Origin of the sequence: Streptomyces sp. NPDC059851 (assembly GCF_042732005.1) — a bacterium.
In the GTDB taxonomy this organism is placed as follows: domain Bacteria; phylum Actinomycetota; class Actinomycetes; order Streptomycetales; family Streptomycetaceae; genus Streptomyces.
The window spans coordinates 14,638-33,956 of the sequence record NZ_JBHWJJ010000090.1 but is presented as its reverse complement, the minus strand read 5'-3'; the positions used below and the strand labels follow the sequence as shown (position 1 = coordinate 33,956).

General features: G+C 71.3%; 20 protein-coding genes. 8 read left to right on the top strand and 12 right to left on the bottom strand.

From position 1 onward, the window contains the following. Positions 1–136: 136 nt before the first annotated feature. Entirely contained in the window at positions 137–1,420 is a 1,284-nt protein-coding gene (locus tag ACFV7Q_RS26350) for an ABC transporter substrate-binding protein (RefSeq protein ID WP_385431876.1), read from the bottom strand. Positions 1,421–1,616: 196 nt separating this feature from the next. Between ACFV7Q_RS26350 and ACFV7Q_RS26345 the strand changes: the two genes are divergently transcribed. Further along, complete coding sequence (locus ACFV7Q_RS26345; protein WP_385431883.1) at positions 1,617–2,063, top strand: hypothetical protein; 447 nt, start codon at positions 1,617–1,619, stop codon at positions 2,061–2,063. A gap of 14 nt (positions 2,064–2,077) precedes the next feature. Next, entirely contained in the window at positions 2,078–2,953 is an 876-nt protein-coding gene (gene purU / locus ACFV7Q_RS26340; RefSeq protein ID WP_385431875.1) for a formyltetrahydrofolate deformylase, read from the top strand. An 88-nt stretch (positions 2,954–3,041) separates the two neighbouring features. On the opposite strand, the gene ACFV7Q_RS26335 is transcribed toward purU, so the two are convergent. Both ACFV7Q_RS26335 and ACFV7Q_RS26330 read right to left on the bottom strand, forming a co-directional pair. After that, positions 3,042–4,385 carry a zf-HC2 domain-containing protein gene (locus ACFV7Q_RS26335; protein WP_385431873.1) on the bottom strand — a complete coding sequence of 448 codons (1,344 nt, stop codon included), beginning with the start codon at positions 4,383–4,385 and terminating at the stop codon, positions 3,042–3,044. Then, a complete protein-coding gene (locus ACFV7Q_RS26330; protein WP_385431871.1) occupies positions 4,382–4,945 on the bottom strand; it encodes a sigma-70 family RNA polymerase sigma factor in 564 nt (187 codons plus the stop codon). The genes ACFV7Q_RS26335 and ACFV7Q_RS26330 overlap by 4 nt, the downstream gene beginning before the upstream one ends. A 314-nt stretch (positions 4,946–5,259) precedes the next feature. Between ACFV7Q_RS26330 and ACFV7Q_RS26325 the strand changes: the two genes are divergently transcribed. After that, entirely contained in the window at positions 5,260–5,778 is a 519-nt protein-coding gene (locus ACFV7Q_RS26325) for an EF-hand domain-containing protein (RefSeq protein WP_385431869.1), read from the top strand. A 78-nt stretch (positions 5,779–5,856) separates the two neighbouring features. Here the strand turns inward: ACFV7Q_RS26325 and ACFV7Q_RS26320 are convergent, their stop codons facing one another. Beyond that, positions 5,857–7,431, bottom strand: coding sequence for a class I adenylate-forming enzyme family protein (locus tag ACFV7Q_RS26320; RefSeq protein ID WP_385431867.1), 1,575 nt, complete (start codon positions 7,429–7,431; stop codon positions 5,857–5,859). 189 nt (positions 7,432–7,620) lie between these two features. On the opposite strand from ACFV7Q_RS26320, the gene ACFV7Q_RS26315 reads away from it, so the two are divergent. The 4 genes from ACFV7Q_RS26315 (at position 7,621) to ACFV7Q_RS26300 (ending at position 11,795) form a co-directional block, all read left to right on the top strand. After that, positions 7,621–8,832, top strand: a complete 1,212-nt coding sequence (locus ACFV7Q_RS26315) for an amidohydrolase family protein (RefSeq protein ID WP_385431866.1) — start codon at positions 7,621–7,623, stop codon at positions 8,830–8,832. Next, positions 8,832–9,986 (top strand): acyl-CoA dehydrogenase, encoded by a 1,155-nt coding sequence (locus ACFV7Q_RS26310; RefSeq protein WP_385431864.1) that lies wholly within the window; start codon positions 8,832–8,834, stop codon positions 9,984–9,986. The genes ACFV7Q_RS26315 and ACFV7Q_RS26310 overlap by 1 nt, the downstream gene beginning before the upstream one ends. A 5-nt stretch (positions 9,987–9,991) precedes the next feature. Beyond that, positions 9,992–11,035: an acyl-CoA dehydrogenase family protein gene (locus ACFV7Q_RS26305; protein ID WP_385431863.1), complete on the top strand. Its 1,044-nt coding sequence runs from the start codon at positions 9,992–9,994 to the stop codon at positions 11,033–11,035. A 289-nt stretch (positions 11,036–11,324) separates the two neighbouring features. Continuing rightward, the gene (locus ACFV7Q_RS26300; RefSeq protein WP_385431861.1) at positions 11,325–11,795 is read left to right on the top strand and encodes an ATP-binding protein; all 471 of its coding nucleotides are present in this window, start codon (positions 11,325–11,327) and stop codon (positions 11,793–11,795) included. Positions 11,796–11,996: 201 nt separating this feature from the next. Here ACFV7Q_RS26300 and ACFV7Q_RS26295 read toward each other — a convergent pair whose 3' ends face one another. The 5 genes from ACFV7Q_RS26295 to ACFV7Q_RS26275 form a co-directional block, all read right to left on the bottom strand. Further along, a complete protein-coding gene (locus ACFV7Q_RS26295; RefSeq protein WP_385431859.1) occupies positions 11,997–12,653 on the bottom strand; it encodes a response regulator in 657 nt (218 codons plus the stop codon). Then, entirely contained in the window at positions 12,650–13,948 is a 1,299-nt protein-coding gene (locus ACFV7Q_RS26290) for a sensor histidine kinase (protein ID WP_385431857.1), read from the bottom strand. The genes ACFV7Q_RS26295 and ACFV7Q_RS26290 overlap by 4 nt, the downstream gene beginning before the upstream one ends. Before the next feature lie 76 nt (positions 13,949–14,024). Further along, positions 14,025–14,360 carry a hypothetical protein gene (locus tag ACFV7Q_RS26285; protein WP_385431856.1) on the bottom strand — a complete coding sequence of 112 codons (336 nt, stop codon included), beginning with the start codon at positions 14,358–14,360 and terminating at the stop codon, positions 14,025–14,027. A gap of 344 nt (positions 14,361–14,704) precedes the next feature. Next, complete coding sequence (locus ACFV7Q_RS26280) at positions 14,705–14,896, bottom strand: DUF397 domain-containing protein (protein ID WP_385431882.1); 192 nt, start codon at positions 14,894–14,896, stop codon at positions 14,705–14,707. A gap of 13 nt (positions 14,897–14,909) precedes the next feature. Next, positions 14,910–15,761, bottom strand: coding sequence for a Scr1 family TA system antitoxin-like transcriptional regulator (locus ACFV7Q_RS26275; protein WP_385431854.1), 852 nt, complete (start codon positions 15,759–15,761; stop codon positions 14,910–14,912). A 254-nt stretch (positions 15,762–16,015) separates the two neighbouring features. On the opposite strand from ACFV7Q_RS26275, the gene ACFV7Q_RS26270 reads away from it, so the two are divergent. After that, the gene (locus ACFV7Q_RS26270) at positions 16,016–16,444 is read left to right on the top strand and encodes an ATP-binding protein (protein WP_385431852.1); all 429 of its coding nucleotides are present in this window, start codon (positions 16,016–16,018) and stop codon (positions 16,442–16,444) included. A 229-nt stretch (positions 16,445–16,673) separates the two neighbouring features. Here ACFV7Q_RS26270 and ACFV7Q_RS26265 read toward each other — a convergent pair whose 3' ends face one another. The 3 genes from ACFV7Q_RS26265 to ACFV7Q_RS26255 are packed head-to-tail and all read right to left on the bottom strand — an operon-like array spanning position 16,674 to position 19,312. Then, the gene (locus ACFV7Q_RS26265; RefSeq protein WP_385431850.1) at positions 16,674–17,264 is read right to left on the bottom strand and encodes a hypothetical protein; all 591 of its coding nucleotides are present in this window, start codon (positions 17,262–17,264) and stop codon (positions 16,674–16,676) included. Next, positions 17,261–18,478 carry a hypothetical protein gene (locus tag ACFV7Q_RS26260; protein ID WP_385431848.1) on the bottom strand — a complete coding sequence of 406 codons (1,218 nt, stop codon included), beginning with the start codon at positions 18,476–18,478 and terminating at the stop codon, positions 17,261–17,263. The genes ACFV7Q_RS26265 and ACFV7Q_RS26260 overlap by 4 nt, the downstream gene beginning before the upstream one ends. 45 nt (positions 18,479–18,523) lie before the next feature. Then, positions 18,524–19,312 (bottom strand): ATP-binding cassette domain-containing protein, encoded by a 789-nt coding sequence (locus tag ACFV7Q_RS26255; RefSeq protein WP_385431846.1) that lies wholly within the window; start codon positions 19,310–19,312, stop codon positions 18,524–18,526. Between the last annotated feature and the right edge of the window lie 7 nt (positions 19,313–19,319).

Here is a 19,319-nt window from a genome sequence, read left to right as displayed (position 1 = left end):
GTCGCAATCCACACCAGGCCAGAAGGCCCTCACCCATTTCAAGATCCCTCAACCGAGACCTGCATCACCCGTCCACAACCTCCCGGGACAGAACATCTAGCGCCCCGCGGGCGGCCGCCAGGCCTGCCGGCCGGTGTCATGCGGCGCGGGGGGCCTGTTCCAGGGTCTGCGTCATGTCCATCGGCTGCTCGCCCTGCTGGGCGACGAGCCGGCCGGACTGGACGACCTGGAAGGTGACCCGCCCGTTGACGATGCGGGGGAAGCCGGCGAGGGCGCGCATGTTCTCGTACCGCCAGTTCAGGTCGGGGGTCAGACCGCCGGTCCGGACCGGCTCGGACTGGTTCAAGGCGCGCGCCACCTTGTGCGGGGTGACGGCCTCGCCGGACTTCAGGCGCTTGAGGGCCTCGCCGAGGACGGTGTACGCGATCCAGGTGGTCTGCGTGCCGCTGTCGTCCGGGTCCACGGCGTCGTTGCCGAAGGCGTGCTCGGAGATCACCTTCCGCATCGGCTGCCACAGCGGGTCACTCGACACGGGGTACCAGCTGGTGACGAGGGCTCCTTCGAAGGGGCTCTCCCGGCCGCCGGTGCGGTCGATGAGGGCCTGGCTGACGCTGCCCAGCACGGAGGCGATCTGCGGGTTCCTGCGCTTGTCGTCGGCCCGGCGGAAGGCGTCGAAGAACGTCTCGGTGCGCTGGCCGAGCACGGCCGTCACACAGCCGCGGTCCTTGCCGCCGGAGGAACTGGCCAGGGCCTGGCGGGCCTGCGGCGTGAGGTCGGCGGAGTCCTCGGCGGCGCGGATGTCGGCGGCCTCGCCCGCCTTGCCGGTGCCGTCGGCCTTCAGGCCCGCGTTGAGCAGGATCGGCATGGAGTCGCCGGCGAGGGTGTCGGGCCGGACCAGTGCCACCTGGTTGCAGGCGCGGCCCAGCTGCCGGCCGGCGCCGGCGAGGAGCACGGGCTGGCCGCCGTTGACGGGGAAGGAGAGGTTGCTCTGGAATTCCTCGGCGGAGACCCCGTAGCCGCCGATGAAGGGGATGCCCTCGACCTCCAGCGGGGCCATGAAGGCCCTTCCGTGCTGGCTGTAGGAGCCGACGACGGCGACGGCCTTCTCGGCGATGGCCTTGCGGGCGCAGTCGGCGGCGCCCGACGGGGTGTTCTTCTCGTTGCACGTGATCACGCGCAGTTTGTGGCCGTTGATCCCGCCCGCGGCGTTGGCCCAGTTCTCGTACGCCTTGGCCATGCCGGTCATTCCCGGCATGTTGGTCGCCTTGGTGTCCTGCGGGGCGAAGGTCATGACCGTGATGGTGTCCGCGGGGCCGCCCGAGCTCCCGGGGAGCACGCCGCAGCCGACGAGGAGACACGCGCCCGTCGCGGCAGCAATCGCGGTGCGGAGAAGGGGAGTTGTGCGTCGCCGGTCGGTCATGTCCCAGCACCATTCCGCCCCACGGGTAACTCGGAAGTGAGATGGACATAACAAACGGTGACATCCAGGTGAATGACAAGGATGTGATCCTGCACAGGCGCTTCAAGATCGCGTCAGACCGGAACGTACGATCGAAAGCGTGACATTCGCCCAAGGTTCGAAGAACCCTTCCCCACGTGGCGGCCGCTCCTCCACCATGGGCGGCATGCCCCTGAACGACATGCCGTGGTGGCGCTGGCGCAGCAATGTGCGCTCGGCGCTGCACATGCTTTCCGATCCGGCCTTCCAGGAAGAGGTCTGGCTCGCGGGCGCCGACGGATACGGGGACGTCACCGACGCCGTCTACCGGCTCGTCGAGGACACCTGGCTGGACAGCTGGTCCGCCGAGAAGTACGTCGGCACGATCTTCCGCGATGCGCAGGAAGCCACCCTCGTCGACGCCGCCGTCCTCCGCGTGCTCCGCATCCTCCACCAGGTCGGCCCCGACGCCCCCGTCTCCGCCTACCTGGAGCACCCCTCCTGGCCCGAGGCGGTGCGCGCCGCCCGCGAGGCGCACGTACGGCTCGCGCAGGCGGACGGCGAGGACCCCGATGCGGCGCCCCGCTCGCTGGAACTGCTGAGGATCCTCACCCGCCCGGTGTGAAAGGCTGTGGTGCCATGAGCGACCACCCGCAGCCCCAGGCCCCCCAGCAGTACGTACTGACCCTGTCCTGCCCGGACAAGCAGGGCATCGTGCACGCCGTGTCCAGTTACCTGTTCATGACCGGATGCAACATCGAGGACAGCCGGCAGTTCGGCGACCACGACACCGGCCTCTTCTTCATGCGGGTGCACTTCTCGGCCGAGCCGCCCGTTTCCGTGGAGAAGCTGCGGGCCAGCTTCGCCGCCATCGGCGACTCGTTCCGGATGGACTGGGAGATCCACCGGTCCGACGAGCGCATGCGGATCGTGCTGATGGTCTCGAAGTTCGGGCACTGCCTGAACGACCTGCTGTTCCGCACCCGGATCGGGGCCCTGCCGGTGGACATCGCGGCCGTCGTCTCGAACCACACCGACTTCCAAGAGCTGGTGCGCTCGTACGACATCCCCTTCCACCACATTCCCGTGACGAAGGACACCAAGGCGGATGCGGAGGCGCAGCTGCTGGAGCTGGTCCGCGCCGAGAACGTGGAGCTCGTCGTCCTGGCGCGGTACATGCAGGTGCTGTCGGACACCCTGTGCAAGGAGCTCAGCGGTCGCATCATCAACATCCACCACTCCTTCCTGCCGAGCTTCAAGGGCGCCAAGCCGTACCACCAGGCGCACGCCCGGGGCGTGAAGCTGATCGGTGCCACCGCGCACTACGTGACGGCCGACCTCGACGAGGGGCCGATCATCGAGCAGGAGGTCGAGCGGGTCGGGCACGAGGTCACCCCGGACCAGCTCGTGGCGATCGGCCGGGACGTGGAGTGCCAGGCACTGGCGCGGGCCGTGAAGTGGCACAGCGAGCACCGCGTCCTGCTCAACGGCACCCGCACGGTCGTCTTCGCCTGACGGCCCTCCGGCCCGGGCGCCCGCACGGGCCGCCCGGCCGGCGGTTCAGGGCCGGTGCCGCAGGGCCGGCGAGGTCCGGGCGGGCGGCTCAGAGGTGGCTGAGGGACGCGGCGGCGAAGAGCACGTCGCGGATCGCCTCCCGGTCACCGTGCTGACCGACGGCCGCCTCCTCCGGCGAGATGTGCCCGGCTGCCAGCTGGCAGAACTCCGCCCCGTCCAGCGCGATCCGCGCCACCGTGTGCTCCGCCGACGGCTTCGCGGCCGGCGAGTCCAGGGCGATGTCCCAGCTCCCGCCGCCCGAGCCCTCGATCTCCAGGTGCAGGGTCCGGCCGGGCGCCCCGGCCGCGACCAGCCCCCGCGCCGGAGCCGCCAGCCCGGCCCGGCGGCGGTGCGCCAGCGCGCTCGGCAGGAGCCGGGCCGCCAGGTCGATCATCCGGTGCAGGTCCTGCCCCGACGGCGGGTCATAGGGGTAGTCCACCGCCTCCGCGATGTCCCAGGCGTGCACCCAGCACTCGAAGGCCCGCTCCAGGAACGCGTCCCCGAGCGGCAGCGCGAAGTGCCCGTAGTCCACGGACAGCTCCGCCACCCCCCGCCCCGCGAACGACACCGTCCGCACCAGCGCGTGGCCCTGCTCCCGCCACGGCTCGCGGACCTGCCGGGTGATCGGCTGGCCGGCGGCCCGCGCGGAGTCCCAGTAGCGCTCCGTACGGGCCGCCGGGCCGCGGTCCTGCACCGCCTCCGGGCCCAGCGGGTCGTCCAGGCCGAGCGCGCTCGCGATCATCCCGTCCACCGTGAGCAGGTGCCCGATCACCCCGGCGACCGTCGTTCGACGGGTCTGCCGGCGCTCCTCCTCGAACCACTTCAGCCGGACCGGGGTCTCCCACTCGGAGTCGCCGAAGTCCCGCAGCAGCGCGTCCAGCCGCGCGGTCTCCGTGTCGTACGGGCGCGCCCACGCGGGGACCGGGATCCGGGCGGGCCGCCTGCCCAGGCAGTCCTCCAGCACCCGCGACCGCAGCAGCGGCTTCAGGTCCAGGCTCTCCTCCAGGTGCAGCAGCCCCACCGCGTCGCGCAGCCGCAGTGCCTCCTCCGCGCACGGCGCGCACTCGGTGAGGTGGGCCTCCACCGCCTGGACCTCCTCGGCGGAACAGGCGGCCAGCGCCCACGCGCCGAGCAACGACTTCAGCACGGCGTGCGAACGGGGCTCGGGGGCCCGCTCGGGCCGTGCGGGGGACAGCGGCCGTTCCGGGCGCGGCTGCGGCACCTCTCCGGGCCGCGGCTGGGGGGACTGCCGGGGTGCGTGCCGCGGGTCGAGGTCGTCGGCCGGCCCGCGCGGACCCGGTATCCGGGGCGGGCCGCCGACCTGCCGCTCCTCGGGTCCCTCGTGCTCGTCATGACCGTCATGTCCGTCGCGTCCGTCGTCGGGACCGTTCATCGGGGCGTTCCATATCCGGGCGGGTCGGCGTCCCCCGGCGGGAGGACGTTGGCGGTCGACAGCAACTGCAGTCCCAGGCGCAGCCGGCGCCGCGCCTCGTCCTCGCTGATCTGCAGGTCGGCGGCGGCCTGCCGGTAGTCGCGCCGCTTGAAGTACGCGAGTTCCAGGGCGGCGCGCAGCGGCGCGGGCATCGAGGTGACGATGTAGTCGGCGCGGGCGGCGGCGCTGGCGCTGCGCACCTTCTGTTCCAGTTCCTCGCGCGAGCCGCGGCCCCGTTCGGTCTGGCGCAGCCGGGCGACGGCCCGGCCCTGGGTGATCCGGGCCACCCAGGAGCGCATGGAGCCCTGTTTGGGGTCGTAGGCGTCCGGGTTCTCCCAGATGTAGCCGAACACCTCGCGGGTGATCCGGTCGGCTGCGGTCTCGTCACCGAGCACCCGGTGGGCCAGGCCGTGCACGAGGGAGGCGAAACGGTCGTACAGCTCGCCGAGTGCGGCGGCCTCGCCGCGGGCGAGCCGCTGCTGCATGCGGCGGTCCCAGCGCGGTGGTGCGTCCTTCGGCATCGTGCCCCCAGCCGTGTGTCGACGCATCGAATGTAATGGGCACGGGCCGGTGCCCGCCTGTTTTGCGGCAACCTCGCCTGGAAGAGTGGCCTGCCGCGGACGGGCCGTGACGGGGTGTGAACGCAAGGGTGCGGCGCGGCACATGGGTCCGGCACACGGGCACGGATGTGCGCGCCCCGCCGCGCTCCCCGTGCGCGGGTTCGATGCGGCAGCCTCCTTGACACCTTCGCTTAACGCGCGGGCCGTGAAGGGCTTACGCTCCTGGCTTGTCTTGAACTGCACCCCACAGCACATGTGAAGGCGGAGCCCCCGATATGGACAGCGCAGAATACGAGCGCAAGATCGCCGCCCGATTCGCCACCTTCGACCAGGACGGCAACGGGTATATCGACCGCCAGGACTTCAGCGCGGCCGCCAGGGCGGTGCTGGCCGAATTCGGCACGGCCCCGCGGTCGGAGAAGGGCCAGGCCGTGTTCGCGGGCGCGGAGGCGTTCTGGCAGGGGATGGCCGGCATCGCGGACGTCGACGGCGACCAGCGGGTGACCCGCCAGGAATTCATCACCGGCGCGGCGAAGCGGCTGCGGGACAACCCGCAGCGGTTCGCGGAGATCGCGCGGCCGTTCCTGCACGCGGTGATCGCGGTGGCCGACGGGGACGGCGCGGGCGTGACCCCGGCCGGGGCGGCCCGCGTCCTGCGCGTCCTGGGCACCCCGGAGGAGGTGGCGGACGCGGTGGCGGCGACCCTGGACACGGACGGCGACGGCCGCCTCTCGGAGGACGGTCTCCTCGCCGCCTTCGCGTCGTACTGCGGCGTGGAGGCCCCGGACGCCTGAGGCGTCACGGAGCGGGCCGGCCCGCTCCCTCCGGCCGGCCCGCTCCCTCCGGCCGGCCGGCCGGTCCGCTCCCGCGGCCTACGCGAAGCGTTCCCGGAGCTTGTACTTGAGGACCTTGCGCAGGGCCTCGTTGCGGGGGAGGGCTTCGAGGAGTTCCAGCTGCTCCGGGAGTTTGTGGGGGGCCAGGCCCTGGGCGCGGAGGTGGTCCGTCAGCCGGTGCAGGGTCAGTGGTCCCGCGCCCGACGGCTGTTCCACGACGGCGCAGACGCGTTCTCCGCGCTCCGGGTCCGGCAAGCCTATGACGGCGATGTCGCCGACCTCCGGGAGCAGGTGGGCCAGGTCCTCGATCTCCTTCGCCGAGATGTTCTCGCCCTTGCGGATGATGACGTCCTTGCTGCGACCGGTGAGGACGAGGTAGCCGTCGGGAGTGAGCCGGCCGAGGTCGCCGGTGATCAGGTAGCCGTCCGGGTCGAAGGGGCCCGCGGTGTCGTCCTGGTTCAGGTAGCCCCGGCAGACCGCCTCGCCGCGCAGCCGGACTTCGCCCTCCCCGCCGGCGGGCACCGGGGTGCCGTCGGGCGTGGTGATGCGGATCGACATGCGGGCCGGCGGGCGGCCCTCGGTGGCGGCGAGGTGCTCCGCCGTGTCGTCCGGTGAGCCCATGGTGATCATGGGTACCTCGGTCATGCCGTAGCCGTGGGTGAGTTGGCAGCCCAGCTCGCGGACCACCGCGTGGTACAGCTCCGGCGGCTTCGGGGCGCCTCCGCCCGCGAGCAGGCGGAGGGTGGGGACGATCGGCTCGGACGGGTTCTTGCGCTGCTCGGCGAGGAACATCGAGTAGAAGGCCGTCGAGCCGCCCGCGACCGTGACCCCGTGGCGCCGGTAGCCGTCCAGTGCGTCCGGCATCGCGAACTTCTCGACTAGCACCGCAGGGAACCCGTACAGCAGCAGCATCACGGTGTAGTCGGGGCCGGCGATGTGCGCGAAGGGGAAGGCCATCGAGCCGACGTCCTGCGGGCCGAGGCGCAGGGCGTGGGCGAGGCAGGAGCCGCCGGCGATCAGCGAGCGGTCGGTGTGCAGGACGCCCTTGGGGTCCGAGGTGGTGCCGGAGGTCCAGTAGATCCAGCGTACGGAGGTGCCGTCGGCGGGCGGCGCGGGCAGGACGGTCGGGTCCCCGTCCGGGAGGTCGGCGGCCCCGTACGCCCGGAAGACGCCGCGCGCCCCGAGCCGCCCGGCCATGGCGGTGTGGTCGAAGCCCCGCCAGACGCCGGGGACGGCGAAGAACTCGGCCTTGGACTCGCGCAGCGCGAAGCCCACCTCGCGGTCCCGGTAGAAGGGGATCACGGGTGACTGGACGGCCCCGATCCGAGCCAGGGCGAGGGAGAGCAGGACCGTCTCGATCCGGGTGGGCAGCTGCCAGGCGACGACCGTGCCCGGGCGCACCCCCATCCCGTACAGGCCCGCCGCCACGCGCTCGGCGCGGTCGCGCAGCTCGCCGAAGGTGACCGTCCGGTCGTCCGTGGGGTCCGGGGCCGCCTGGATCAGGACGGGGGCGTCGGGGGTCAGCTCCGCCCGGCGGGTGACGAGTGCCCAGAGGGTGGGGGAGTCGTCCAGTTCGTGCGCGGTGTCGGCCGGCGTCCGCGTCGTTCCCGGCATGGCAGCCCTCCGTTCGACCGTGTTGCTGACGGTCAGTCAGATGATGCGGCAGAGCGTAGGGCCGGGGCGCTTGTCGGTCCAGGGGTGGCGGGGCTAGCGTGGAGCGACCGCATTTCCTGACGGTCCATCAGATCAGCCCATCAGGTCCGGCTCGATCCGGCTCGATCCGGCTCGCGGTGAGGGGACACCATGCAACTGCCTCGGATCATCAGCGTCGACGACCACGTCATCGAACCCGCACACCTCTTCGACGTCTGGCTGCCCGCCAAGTACCGCGACCGCGGCCCCAAGCCGCTCACCGCCGGCATCGGCGAGCTGGAGTACCGCGGCGGCAAGTACGTGATCACCATGGACCCGGACGGCCCGCCGACCGACTGGTGGATCTACGAGGACCTGAAGTTCCCGTACAAGCGGAACATCGCCGCCGTCGGCTTCGACCGCGACGACATGACCCTGGAGGGCATCACCCGCGCCGAGATGCGCCGCGGCTGCTGGGACCCCGGGGCCCGGCTCGCCGACATGGACCTCAACCACGTCGAGGCCTCCCTCTGCTTCCCCACCTTCCCCCGCTTCTGCGGCCAGACCTTCGCCGAGGCCCGTGACAAGGAGGTCGCCCTCGCCTGCGTGCGCGCCTACAACGACTGGATGGTCGAGGAGTGGTGCGGCGACAGCGGCGGCCGGCTGATCCCGCTGTGCATCATCCCCCTCTGGGACATCGACCTGGCGGTCGCCGAGATCCGCCGCAACGCCACCCGCGGGGTACGGGCCGTCACCTTCTCCGAGATCCCCACCCACCTCGGCCTGCCCTCGATCCACTCCGGGTACTGGGACCCCTTCTTCGCCGTCTGCCAGGACACCGGCACGGTCGTCAACATGCACATCGGGTCTTCGTCCCAGATGCCGGCCGCCTCCCCCGACGCCCCGCCCGCCGTCCAGGCCTCGCTCAGCTTCAACAACGCCATGGCCTCGATGATGGACTTCCTCTTCAGCGGGGTCCTGGTGAAGTTCCCGCAGCTCAAGCTCGCCTACAGCGAGGGCCAGATGGGGTGGATCCCCTACGCCCTGGAACGCGCCGACGACGTATGGCAGGAGCACCGGGCGTGGGGCGGGGTCCGCGACCTGATCCCGGAGCCGCCGTCCACGTACTACTACCGGCAGATGTTCTGCTGCTTCTTCCGCGACAAGCACGGCATCTCCTCCCTCGACGTCGTCGGCCGCGACAACGCCACCTTCGAGACCGACTACCCGCACGTGGACTCGACCTTCCCGCACACCAAGGAAGTCGCCCTCGACCACGTCAAGGGCCTCGACGAGGAGACCGTCTACAAGCTGATGCGCGGCAACGCCATCCGCATGCTCGGCCTCGACCTGGACCGCGACAGGGTCGGGGCGGGGCGGTAGTGGACCTCGCGTACACCGAGGAGGAGCAGGAGTTCCGGGCCCGGCTGCGCGCCTGGCTCGCCGAGGTGCTGCCCGAGCTGCCCCCGAAGCCGTCCCCGGACGACTGGCCCGGCCGCCGCGCCTACGACCTCGGCTGGCAGCGCCGGCTGTACGACGCCGGGTACGCGGGCCTGCACTGGCCCGTCGACGCCGGTGGGCGCGGAGCCACCCCCACCCAGCACCTGATCTTCCTGGAGGAGACCGAGCGCGCGGGGGCGCCCTACGTCGGCGCGAACTTCGTCGGACTGCTGCACGCGGGCCCGACCATCGCCGCCGAGGGCACCGCCGCACAGCGGGCGCGCTGGCTGCCGCCCGTCCTGCGCGGCGACGAGGTGTGGTGCCAGGGCTTCAGCGAGCCCGGCGCCGGCTCCGACCTGGCCTCCCTGCGCACGCGCGCGGTCCGCGACGGCGACGCGTACGTCGTCACCGGTTCGAAGGTCTGGACCTCGCACGCCGAGATCGCCGACTGGTGCGAACTCCTCGTCCGCACCGACCCCGGGGCCCCGCGCCACCGGGGGATCTCCTGGCTCGCCATGCCCATGGACGCCCCCGGGGTGACGGTCAGGCCGCTGCGCACCCTGGCCGGGAGCGCCGAGTTCGCCGAAATGTTCCTCGACGAGGTGCGCGTCCCGGTCGCCAACCGGGTCGGGGAGGAGAACGACGGCTGGCGGGTCACCATGGTCACCCTCTCCTTCGAGCGGGGCACGGCCTTCGTCGGGGAGGTGGTGGCCTGCCGGCGCACCCTGGGCGAGCTCGCCCGCACGGCGCGGGCGAACGGCCGCTGGGACGACCCGGTGCTGCGGCGCCGCCTGGGCCGGCTCCACGCGGAGTTCGGCGCACTGTGGCGGCTCACCCAGTGGAACGTGAGCGAGGCGCAGCGATCCGGGGGAGTCCCGGGGACCGGCGGGTCGGTGTTCAAGCTCGCCTACTCGCACGCGCGGCAGGAACTGTACGACGCGGCCGCCGAGGTGCTGGGCGCGGGCTCGCTGGTGCTGGACGAGGAGTGGGTGCGCGAGCGGCTGTCCTCCCTGTCGTACACGATCGCGGCGGGCACCTCGCAGATCCAGCGCAACATCGTCGCCGAGCGGATCCTCGGCCTTCCGAAGGGCCGGTGAGGGGCGTGGACTTCCAGCCGACGCAGGAGCAGCGGGACCTGCGCGCGGGCGTACGGGAGCTGCTGGCGCGCCGGTACGGGCGGGAGGCGCTACGGGCCGCCGTGGACGCCCCGGCGGGCAGTGGGACCGGCGGCGGCACGGCCGCCGCGGCCGTCGACCGGGAGCTGTGGCGGGAACTGGGGGAGGCCGGGTTCTTCGCGCTGCGGCTGCCGGAGGCGGACGGCGGGGTCGGGCTCGGGCTCGCGGAGACGGTGCTCGTCTTCGAGGAGGCCGGGCGGGCACTGCTGCCGGGGCCGCTGGTGGCGACACACCTGGCGGCCGGGACGGTCCCGGGCGCGGCCCTGGGCACCGCGGTGGTCACGGCCTTCGACCTGGTGGGGGCGGGAGGCGAGGGGGTTGGCGGGGCGGCCGTGACCGGCGGGGCGCTGGTGGCGCACCTCGGCGAGGCGGATGCGGTCCTCGGGTCGGCGGTGCCACCGGCGGCACTGCTGCGCAGGGGCGAGCCGGTCCGCTCGGCGGACCCGCTGACCCCACTGCACCGGGTCCCCGCACCGGCACCCGCACCCGTACCCGCACCGGCGGACGGCGCCGCGGCGGGGCGACCGGACGGGCGGGCGGCTGCGTTCCGCGACGTGGGGGCGCTGCTGACCGCGGCCCTCCAGCTCGGCAGCGCCTTGCGCACCCTGGAGCTGGCGGTGCGCCATGCGAAGGAGCGCGAGCAGTTCGGACAGCCGATCGGGGCGTTCCAGGCGGTCAAGCACCTGTGCGCGGGGATGCTGGTGCGCGCGGAGCTGGCTCGTACGGCGGTGTACGCGGCCGCGGTGACGGCGGACCCGGCGGAGATCGCGGGGGCGAAGGTGCTCGCGGACGAGACCGCCGTGGGCAATGCCCGGGACTGCCTCCAGGTGTACGGCGGCATGGGCTTCACCTGGGAGGCCGACGTGCATCTGCACCTGAAGCGGGCCTGGCTGCGGGCCCAGCAGTGGCGGACGGCCGACGAGGCGGAAGGACTGCTGGCGGACGACCTGCTGGCAACCGCCACCCCCTGACGCGGGACGCATGTCCGATTACAGAGAGTTGATATCGGTTTGTGTCCTTGGAAGGGCCCCAAGCGGCCCGGATGCGAAGGACTGCTCCGGTACGCTCCCGGGAATGCGAGCGGTAGCGCGGCGTGAGCGCCGCACAGTATGCACCACGCCTCCATCTTCGCGCTGGAATATGCCTGAAGCGCTTGTCGTGGTGACTGTATGTCAACCATGCTGCTGCACAGAGGGATCACGTTCGGTGATCCCGTCCTGTCACAAGGCGACGTGTCCGCCGGTTCGGATGGTGTGAGCGGTGCAGGTGCTTCAGGTGCAGCTGGAGGTAGGGCCAGACCCCGCCGAGGTCGGCCGGGCCCGCCGGTGGGCCCGGTCCCGGCTGGCGGGGTGCGGGATAAAGGACGACGAGCCGCTCGCCGAGACGCTGATCCTGCTGATCTCCGAGCTGGTCACCAACGCCGTCGTGCACACCGGGTGTCCGGCCGTCCTGCGCATGCTCTTCGGCGGGCCGGGCGTGCGAGTGGAGGTCGCCGACGCCAGCGACCGTGCGCCGTCCCGTCGGCAGGCCTGCGGGGAGGACACCGGCGGCCGCGGACTGGAGCTGGTCGACGGGCTGGCCGACCGGTGGGGCTGGCAGCGCGAGGGTGCGGGCAAGCGGATCTGGTGCGAGGTCGACCGCGCGGACGAGGCCACCGAAACCCCTCCGACCTGCACGGACGGCCCGCGTGAAACTTTCGGGTCGATCCGGGAACCGCGCGTGTACCTCTAACGAGGTGTTGACGGTTCGTCAACTGTTGATCACCCTGGTGTGGAGCGATTCGTCGCGAGGGGACGCCAAGGGACGGCCTTGACGAGTGCGGGTCGCGGGGGTGGCGGCTGCCGTGCCGCGCTCGGGGCGTGCGCGACTGTACGCCGCCACCCGCTGTACCGCACCCGTGTGCACCGGCCCCGGGCCCGCTGCCGGGCGACCTCATCGAGGCGGCGTGACCAGCCCCATCTCATAGGCTTTGATCACCAGTTGGACCCGGTCGCGCGCATCCAGCTTCGTCAGCAACCGCGCCACGTGCGACTTCGCGGTGGCCACCGAGATGAACAGGCTTTCCGCGATCTCACTGTTCGACAGGCCGCGCCCCACCAGCGTCAGGACCTCCTGCTCCCGTTCGGTGACGACCGGCACCCGCTCCGGGGCGGGCGCCGGGGCCGCGGCGAGGTCGGCTATCAGGCGGCGCGTCACGCCCGGCGCGAGCAGGGCGTCACCGGAGGCGACGACGCGGATGGCCGCCAGGATGTCGTCCAGCGCCATGTCCTTCACGGCGAAGCCGCTGGCACCGGCGCGCAGTGCCCCGTAGACGTGGTCGTCCTCGTCGAAGGTGGTGAGGATGAGGACGTGGGCGCCGGGGCGGGCAGCGGTGATCTGACGTGTGGCCTCGATGCCGTCCATCTCGGGCATCCGGATGTCCATCACCACCACGTCCGGGTCGAGCTCGGCGGTGAGCCGGACCGCCTCGGCGCCGTTCGCGGCCTCGCCGACGACTTCCAGGTCCGGGGTGTCGGTCATCAGGACACGCAGCCCCGACCGCACCAGCGGCTGGTCGTCGGCCAGCAGGACGCGGATGCTCCCGCTCATTGCTTCCCTTCCTTCACGTACTCGTGCTCGTGCTCGTGCTCGTTCTCGCTCTTGCCCCCGGTGTCCTGCGGGTCGGCCGGATCGAGGGGCAGGCCGGCCGTCACCCGGAAGCCGCCCCCGGGTACGGGCCCCGCCTCGAACCGGCCGCCGAGCAGCGCGGCCCGCTCCCGCATGCCGGTGATCCCGAAGCCGCTGCCGCCGTGCCCGGACGGGACGTCTTGTCCGTCGTCAGTGATCTCCAGGGCCAGTTCCCCCCGCCCGTACGCGACGGCCACCCTGCAGGTGGCCGCCCCGGCGTGCCGGACCACGTTGGTCAGGGACTCCTGCACGATCCGGTACGCGGCCAGCTCGATGTCCTGGGGCAGGGGCCGCCGCGCCCCCGACCGGACCACCTCGATCCGGACCCCGGTGTCGCTCGCGGTCGTGGCCGCGAGCTGCTCCAGCCCGTCGAGCCCGGGCGCGGGGGCCAGCGGTGCGGGTTCGCTGCGACGTAGCGCCACCAACGTGCGGCGCAGGCTCGCCAGGGTGTCCCGACTCGTGGCCTCGATGGCTTGCAGGGCTTCGCGGGCCTGTCCGGGCTGCTTGTCGATGACTCGGCTGCCGACTCCGGCCTGGATGGCGATGATGCCGATGCTGTGGGCCACCAGGTCGTGCAGCTCGCGGGCGATGCGCAGCCGCTCCTCGGAGAGGGCCTGCTCGGTGGCGCGGGCCTGTTCCTGCGCGGCGGTCTCGCGGCTGCGCCGCACCGAGTCGCCGATCAGCCAGGCCAGTACGACGATCGGCAGCTGACTCTGCGCGAGTACGAGCGCGGGGCCCACGAGGACGGGCCGGGGGTGGTTCTGCACGAGCGCGAGCGCGGAGTCGCTGAGGACGGGCCGGGCGAGCTGCCCCAGGAGCACGGCCAGCACGGTGAAGGCGACCGCCGTCAGCGCCACCCGTCGGGGACGGGAGGAGGCGACGCGACCGAGTGCCACAGCGGCGGCCAGCACCGGGACGAACGTCATCTCCGGCGTGTTCGTCACGAATATCAGCGCGCACGCGGTGACCAACATCAGCGAAAGAGTGACGAGCGGCGCCCGCCGCACCAGGACCGTGGCAACCGCCAGCGCGATCACGACGAGCAGCGGGCCCGGCCCGAACGCTTGGTCACCGATCCCGAGCGGCACCCGCAGCACTATGTTCGAGAGCACGAGCGTGGCCAGCCCGGCCCCGATCCAGAGCGCCGCCGTCTGCCACCGGTACCCGGCCCCGACCTGCCGCGCACCGCCTTCGGCCTTCCCCCGTGAGATTTCCATGCCCCGAACTTAACCACCGCCCTGCGAACGGGACATCGGCCTGCGGGCTGCATCCCGGGGGCGGATCGGCCGCTGGTCAGGGGTGGAGAACGGTCAGTGTGAGGCGACCGACGGGCAGGACGCGCCACTCGGGACGGCGCCCGTCACGCAACACGATGCTGAACCCGGCGGGTTCGCCGCGGTGCAGGGCGGCGAGGGCCTGGACCCGGCCGCCGCCGTCGGCCCACGCGAGCGCGCGGTCGACCTCGGCGGGGGACAGGTCGAACGGATGCGTGGTCCGGATCTGCATCCGGACCAGCCGGATCGCCCGCTCGGGCGTCTCCAGCATGGTCCGGTACAGCAGCTCGGGACACCGGTCGTCGCCGTCCCGATGGCAGACGGCCTCGAACCAGTACCCGGTGCGGATCGCCACCGTGCAGTCCCGAGCGGGCCGGTCGGAGCGTGTGGGGGAGTGCTGAGGGCGTGTGTGGCACATGCGTTGTACTCCTGCCGATGCGGCGGGTTGCCCCCTCTGACTCTGACGAGCAGCTGAGAGGGGGCAACGGTGAACCCGTCCCAACTGGCGCAAGGCTGGGCAGGGTCGTGTCGCGGCGATGCAGCTGGCGCGACGTGCGTCGACATTAACGCTGGCGACGAATCGGTATCAACCGTTTGACGTCTAACGGGTGAGACTGGCGTCTGCCGAGGTGACGGGGGGCGGAGAGTCTTGACCCCCCGCCCGAGGTGGGCAGGGGGTCAAGGTGGGGGCGGTGCCGCTCAGGCGAGGTCGTCGAACTCGCCGGCAGCGGCTCCATCGATGAATGCCCGGAGCTTGGCCCGGGTGGTCCGGATGATGACGCCCGGGTCGTCGCTCTCGCGGATCAGGACCTCGCCGTCCTTCACCGCCACTTCCAAGCAGTTGCCCTCCGCGTCAGTCGATCTGGAGGATTTGCGCCACTGAATCTCCACTGTTCTCACGCCCTCACACTTGTTGCGCCACCTCGCGAATGAAATCGCGAGACCGTTCTGGGTCGTACGACCGCTCCTCGGTCCGGTCCAGCACAGCGCGGTAGTTTGCGAGGCGCGTCTCGGCGTCGAGGAATGCGGGGCCGCTCGGCGTGTCCGTCTGGACGGTGTCGAGCTGCGGAACGGGCCCGTAGGCATAGAGCGTTGAGCTGCCGGCGTTGGGGAACCCGCCCACGGTGAACGGGATCACCCTAACGGTGACGTTCTCCCGCTCGGATTGCTGGAGTAGGTAATCGAGCTGACCCGCGGCGACCTTCGCGCCGCCGAACCTCATCCGCAGGGCGGCTTCATGGATCAGGAAAGTGAACTGTGGACGGTCCTTGCGGTCGAGAACGTCCCGGCGCCTCATGCGGTGGGACAATCGCCGCCGGATGACCACGGACGGCAGGGAGGGTACGGCCTCTTCGAAGACGGCCCTGGCGTAGTCCTCGGTCTGGAGCAGGCCGGGCACGTGCATGATCTGGACGACGCGGATGGCGGCGGCGTGGTGCTCCATCTCGGAGAGGTCCAGCAGGCCGGCCGAGAGGTCGTCGCGGTAGTCGTCCCACCAGCCGCGCCCCCGTTCCTGCGCCATGGAGATCAGTGCCTCGACGTAGGTGTCATCTGAACAGCCGTAGTAGGTCGTCCAGGCGCGCACTCGCTCGCTACTGACTCCGAACCGTCCGCTCTCGACGTTGCTCATCGTGGTGCGGTCGGTGCTCAGTTGGGTCGCTGCGTCGGTCAGCGAGATTCCGGCGTGCTCACGGATCTTTCGGAGCTCGGCTCCCAACCGGCGCTGACGGGCGGTTGGAGCCTTCCTCGGCGGCATGGGACTCCCTCCTGTTGGTCACATCTTGGCCGGTTGCCTCGGGCGAGGTCCACTTGCGCGTGATGTTTTCCCAAACCGTACAACGCGTTGTACGTGAATCGCTACAGTCTGGAGTCGCACCGCGTCGTACCGCGACAAGACCGAAGTGCAGCCGCTGGAGCGCGCCTTGGCGCGCGCTGCCCGGGGGCGGCCGGAGCCACGGCACGCAGCGCACGGCGGGGCGCGCGAACTCGTACCGCGTTGGGAGAAGCAGCATGAAGACGAGCGTCTTGATCCCCGCCGAGCCCGGGGCCGGCGACGCCCTCACCTACCGGATGGTGGCTCCGAGCCGGCCGGACACACCCCGCATCGCCAGGGACTGGGTGGTGTCGGTCCTGCGCGGCGCCGGAAACCCGCTGCTCGCGGAGCGGGCCCGGCTGTGCACCTCTGAGGTGGTGACCAATGCCCACCAGCACACGGAGACGCGGGAGATCACCGTCGAGGTGGTGCTGTCAGGCGGCCGCGTCACGGTCTCCGTGTACGACTCCGCGGCCGGGCACCGGCCGCCGCACGGGCGCGGCGACGACCGACCTGGCCGGCTCGACACGCACGGCCGCGGGCTCGCGCTCGTGGCGGCGTACGCCGACGACTGGGACGTCAGCGCCCGGCCGGACCGCAAGGCGGTGTGGTTCCGGCTGGCGTGAGCCGCCGGGCGCGGCTTCCTCCGCCGTTGAGCAAGGAGCCCGTACGGGCGAGGGGGTGCGGACCGGCGGCCGCGCGCCGCAGGGTGGACCCACGCCCCGATCCCGTACGACGCACACGATCGCCGCGCTCACCGCTGCCTTGGCTCCCTCGCCCACACCGTCAGAGGGCGAGTCAGGCCCAGCGGCAGAACCAGCACTCACGTGATCACTGTCAGTGGAGCTCGGTCCCCTAGAGAGCCCGGCCCGGCGGCTTGAAACTGCTGAACGTCGCCCCGGCAAACAGGACCGCGACGCCGGCCAGGAAGGCGGGCATGCTGGCTGCGGCGTGCAGGACGACAGCCCACGGCTGTGCTCCACGGCCGCCGCTCTTCCATCCTGCGACGGCGAGGACCAAGGGTATAGCGGTAAGGACTGGGGCTGCGATCCGAGCGCCGGTGAGGGGGTTCAGGATGAGCGCCACCCCGAGATAAAAGGCGGTATTCCGGCCGATTGCCAAGGCCACGCTGTTGGCGCCCGCGAAGTGTCCGAGAACGGCCATGCCCAGGGCGAGGGCTGCGCAGGCGGTGGCGAGGGAGGTATCGAAGCGGTGGACCGCCCGCACGGCGACTGTTTCAGTGGCGTCCCGGGCGCGGCCGGTGAAGGCGAGCCATGTCACGGCGGGAATCACCGTGATCAGCGCGGCGAGAAGGAAGTGTCCGGCCCCGCCGACCATCGCGGGTACCGGGATGCGGCTCTGTCCGAATGTCAGGCCTGTGCCGGCCGTCACAGCGGTGACGGCAGTGAGGGTGGGGACGTTACGGGATGCGGCCCACCAGTTCACCGGCCTGCTCCTTCAGGGTTCAGAGCCGGCTTCTGGTCGCAGCCGGTGAGCGCGGCCCGGTTCGTTTCGTACCAAGTGTGCTGACGGTCGGAAGGTAGCGTGAGAACCTTTTGGGCGAGTTTTGCATCGTCGGGGGAGACGCTGCCCTGGACCGGCGCAGGGGGAGCTTGGGTGGCGATGGCAGTCAGCCATGCGGTGAGCGGTCCCCGGGCGGGGTATGCAGGGTACTTGTGGTTGGTTCGGGCGCATTCGGGGATGGGAGGCAAGAGGGTGTTGGTGAGGTTGGCCGCTATGTCCTGCTCGCGAACCTGGCTTTTGCCTCCGAAGCGGGCCTGTCCGGGCTTGAGGTCGCGGTTTTGGGTGAAGGAGGAGAGCATGGGAAGCCCGGCGTTTTTCAGGCGGCTGCTGTAGGTACGGGTGGTTGCCACGATCCGGGAGCGTCCCGGGGTCTCGGGCCACAGGCATACTTCCGGGACGCCGGCGGTGTCGCAGACCAGGGCGTCGGAGTTCCGGTCGGTGACCGGGTTATAGCCCATGTTCACGACCAGGGACACCGAGGCCACGGACGCGGCGATAAGGGCGGCCAGAGGCTTCCAGCGGCTGGCCTGGGCGATCAGGAGGAGGCATGCGGCGATGATCCCACCGGTGAACAGGAGCGGCGCCCATACGGCCACAGGGTCGATGACCGATCCGACCGAGCAGCAGCTGTCGTAGGCGCCGGCGACCAGGTGGCGGGGCCACGGCGTGTCCCAGGAGGCGGGGAACGCGGTCAGGCAGAACCCGGCGACCATCGCCAACGGTGCGGCCGCAAGGTGTGGAAGACGGCCGCCCAGGAGGTATCCGGCCAGCGTGGCCGCCACCATCAGCAGTACGTACACCACGAACATGCCCAGGTGGGAGAAAGGCGGAAGCGTTCCCGCGGCCGAGACCGCGACACCGACCGCGATGAGCATCCCGGCTACGCCCATCGCCCACACCGGGGCCAGCAGCGGCAGCGCGATGGCGAGCCGGCTGCGGGAAGGAGTCTGCCCGAAGACGTTGCCCCGGCGCAGGCGTGCGCCTTCCCACGCTCCACTCGCCGCGCATGCGGCAGCGGCGAACGGAATCGTGTATGAGGCGTTGCCGAGGACGGACGGCCCGTAACCGGGGATGGTGCCCATGGTGATCGGCTCCGACAGGAGCAGCAGGACGTAGCCAGCGAGCAAGACGAGCATGAGTCCGGCGGACGAGGACCGCAGGAGAGTGGCGATACGCATCGGTCAGATCTCCCGTCCGACGAGCATCACATAGGCGGCTTCGGCCTGCTCCCGTCCGCGTGTGGCGGACGGTGCCAGAGCGTGGAAGTCGGCAGGGCTGCCCTGGAAGCAGATCTTGCCGTGAGCGAGGACGGCCACGTGCGCATACAGGTCGGCGAGGTCTTCGGTCTGGTGCGTGGAAACGATCACCTGCACACTGCCGACGAGGTCACCAACGAGCTCACGGAACACTAGGCGCTGTGTGGGGTCCAGGCCGGCGGTCGGCTCGTCCATCAAGATCAGTTCACTGCGGTGGGTCAGTGCCCCTGCGATTCCCATGCGGCGGAGCTGCCCGCCGGACACCTGGTGGCTTTTGCGCTCCGCGAGGCGGGTGAGGTCGACGCGGCGCAGCGCCTCCTCGGATGCCTTCCATGCCGCGTCTTTCGGCATGCCCTTGAGCCAGCCCGCGTAGGCGACCTGTTCGCGTACGGTCAGCCCAGGTACGGGGGTGATCTGCTGGGGGATCCACGCCACACGCTTGCGGTAGGCGGCCAGATGGCGGCCTTTTGTGGTGCCTCCGTCGAAGGTGACCGACCCGGAGGAGGGGCGCAGGTGGGAGGCGGCGATGGCCATCAGTGTGGACTTGCCGGCTCCGTTCGGGCCGAGGAGGACCGTCGCCCGCGCATCAATCCGGAGACTGAAGTCATTGAAAACGGGTGTCTTCCCGTACCGAAACGAAACGTGATCAAAAACCAGAGACATGGAGGAACGCACAATCCGCCACCCCGCCGCCAGCGGGATGGCTTTGGTCATGGGACAG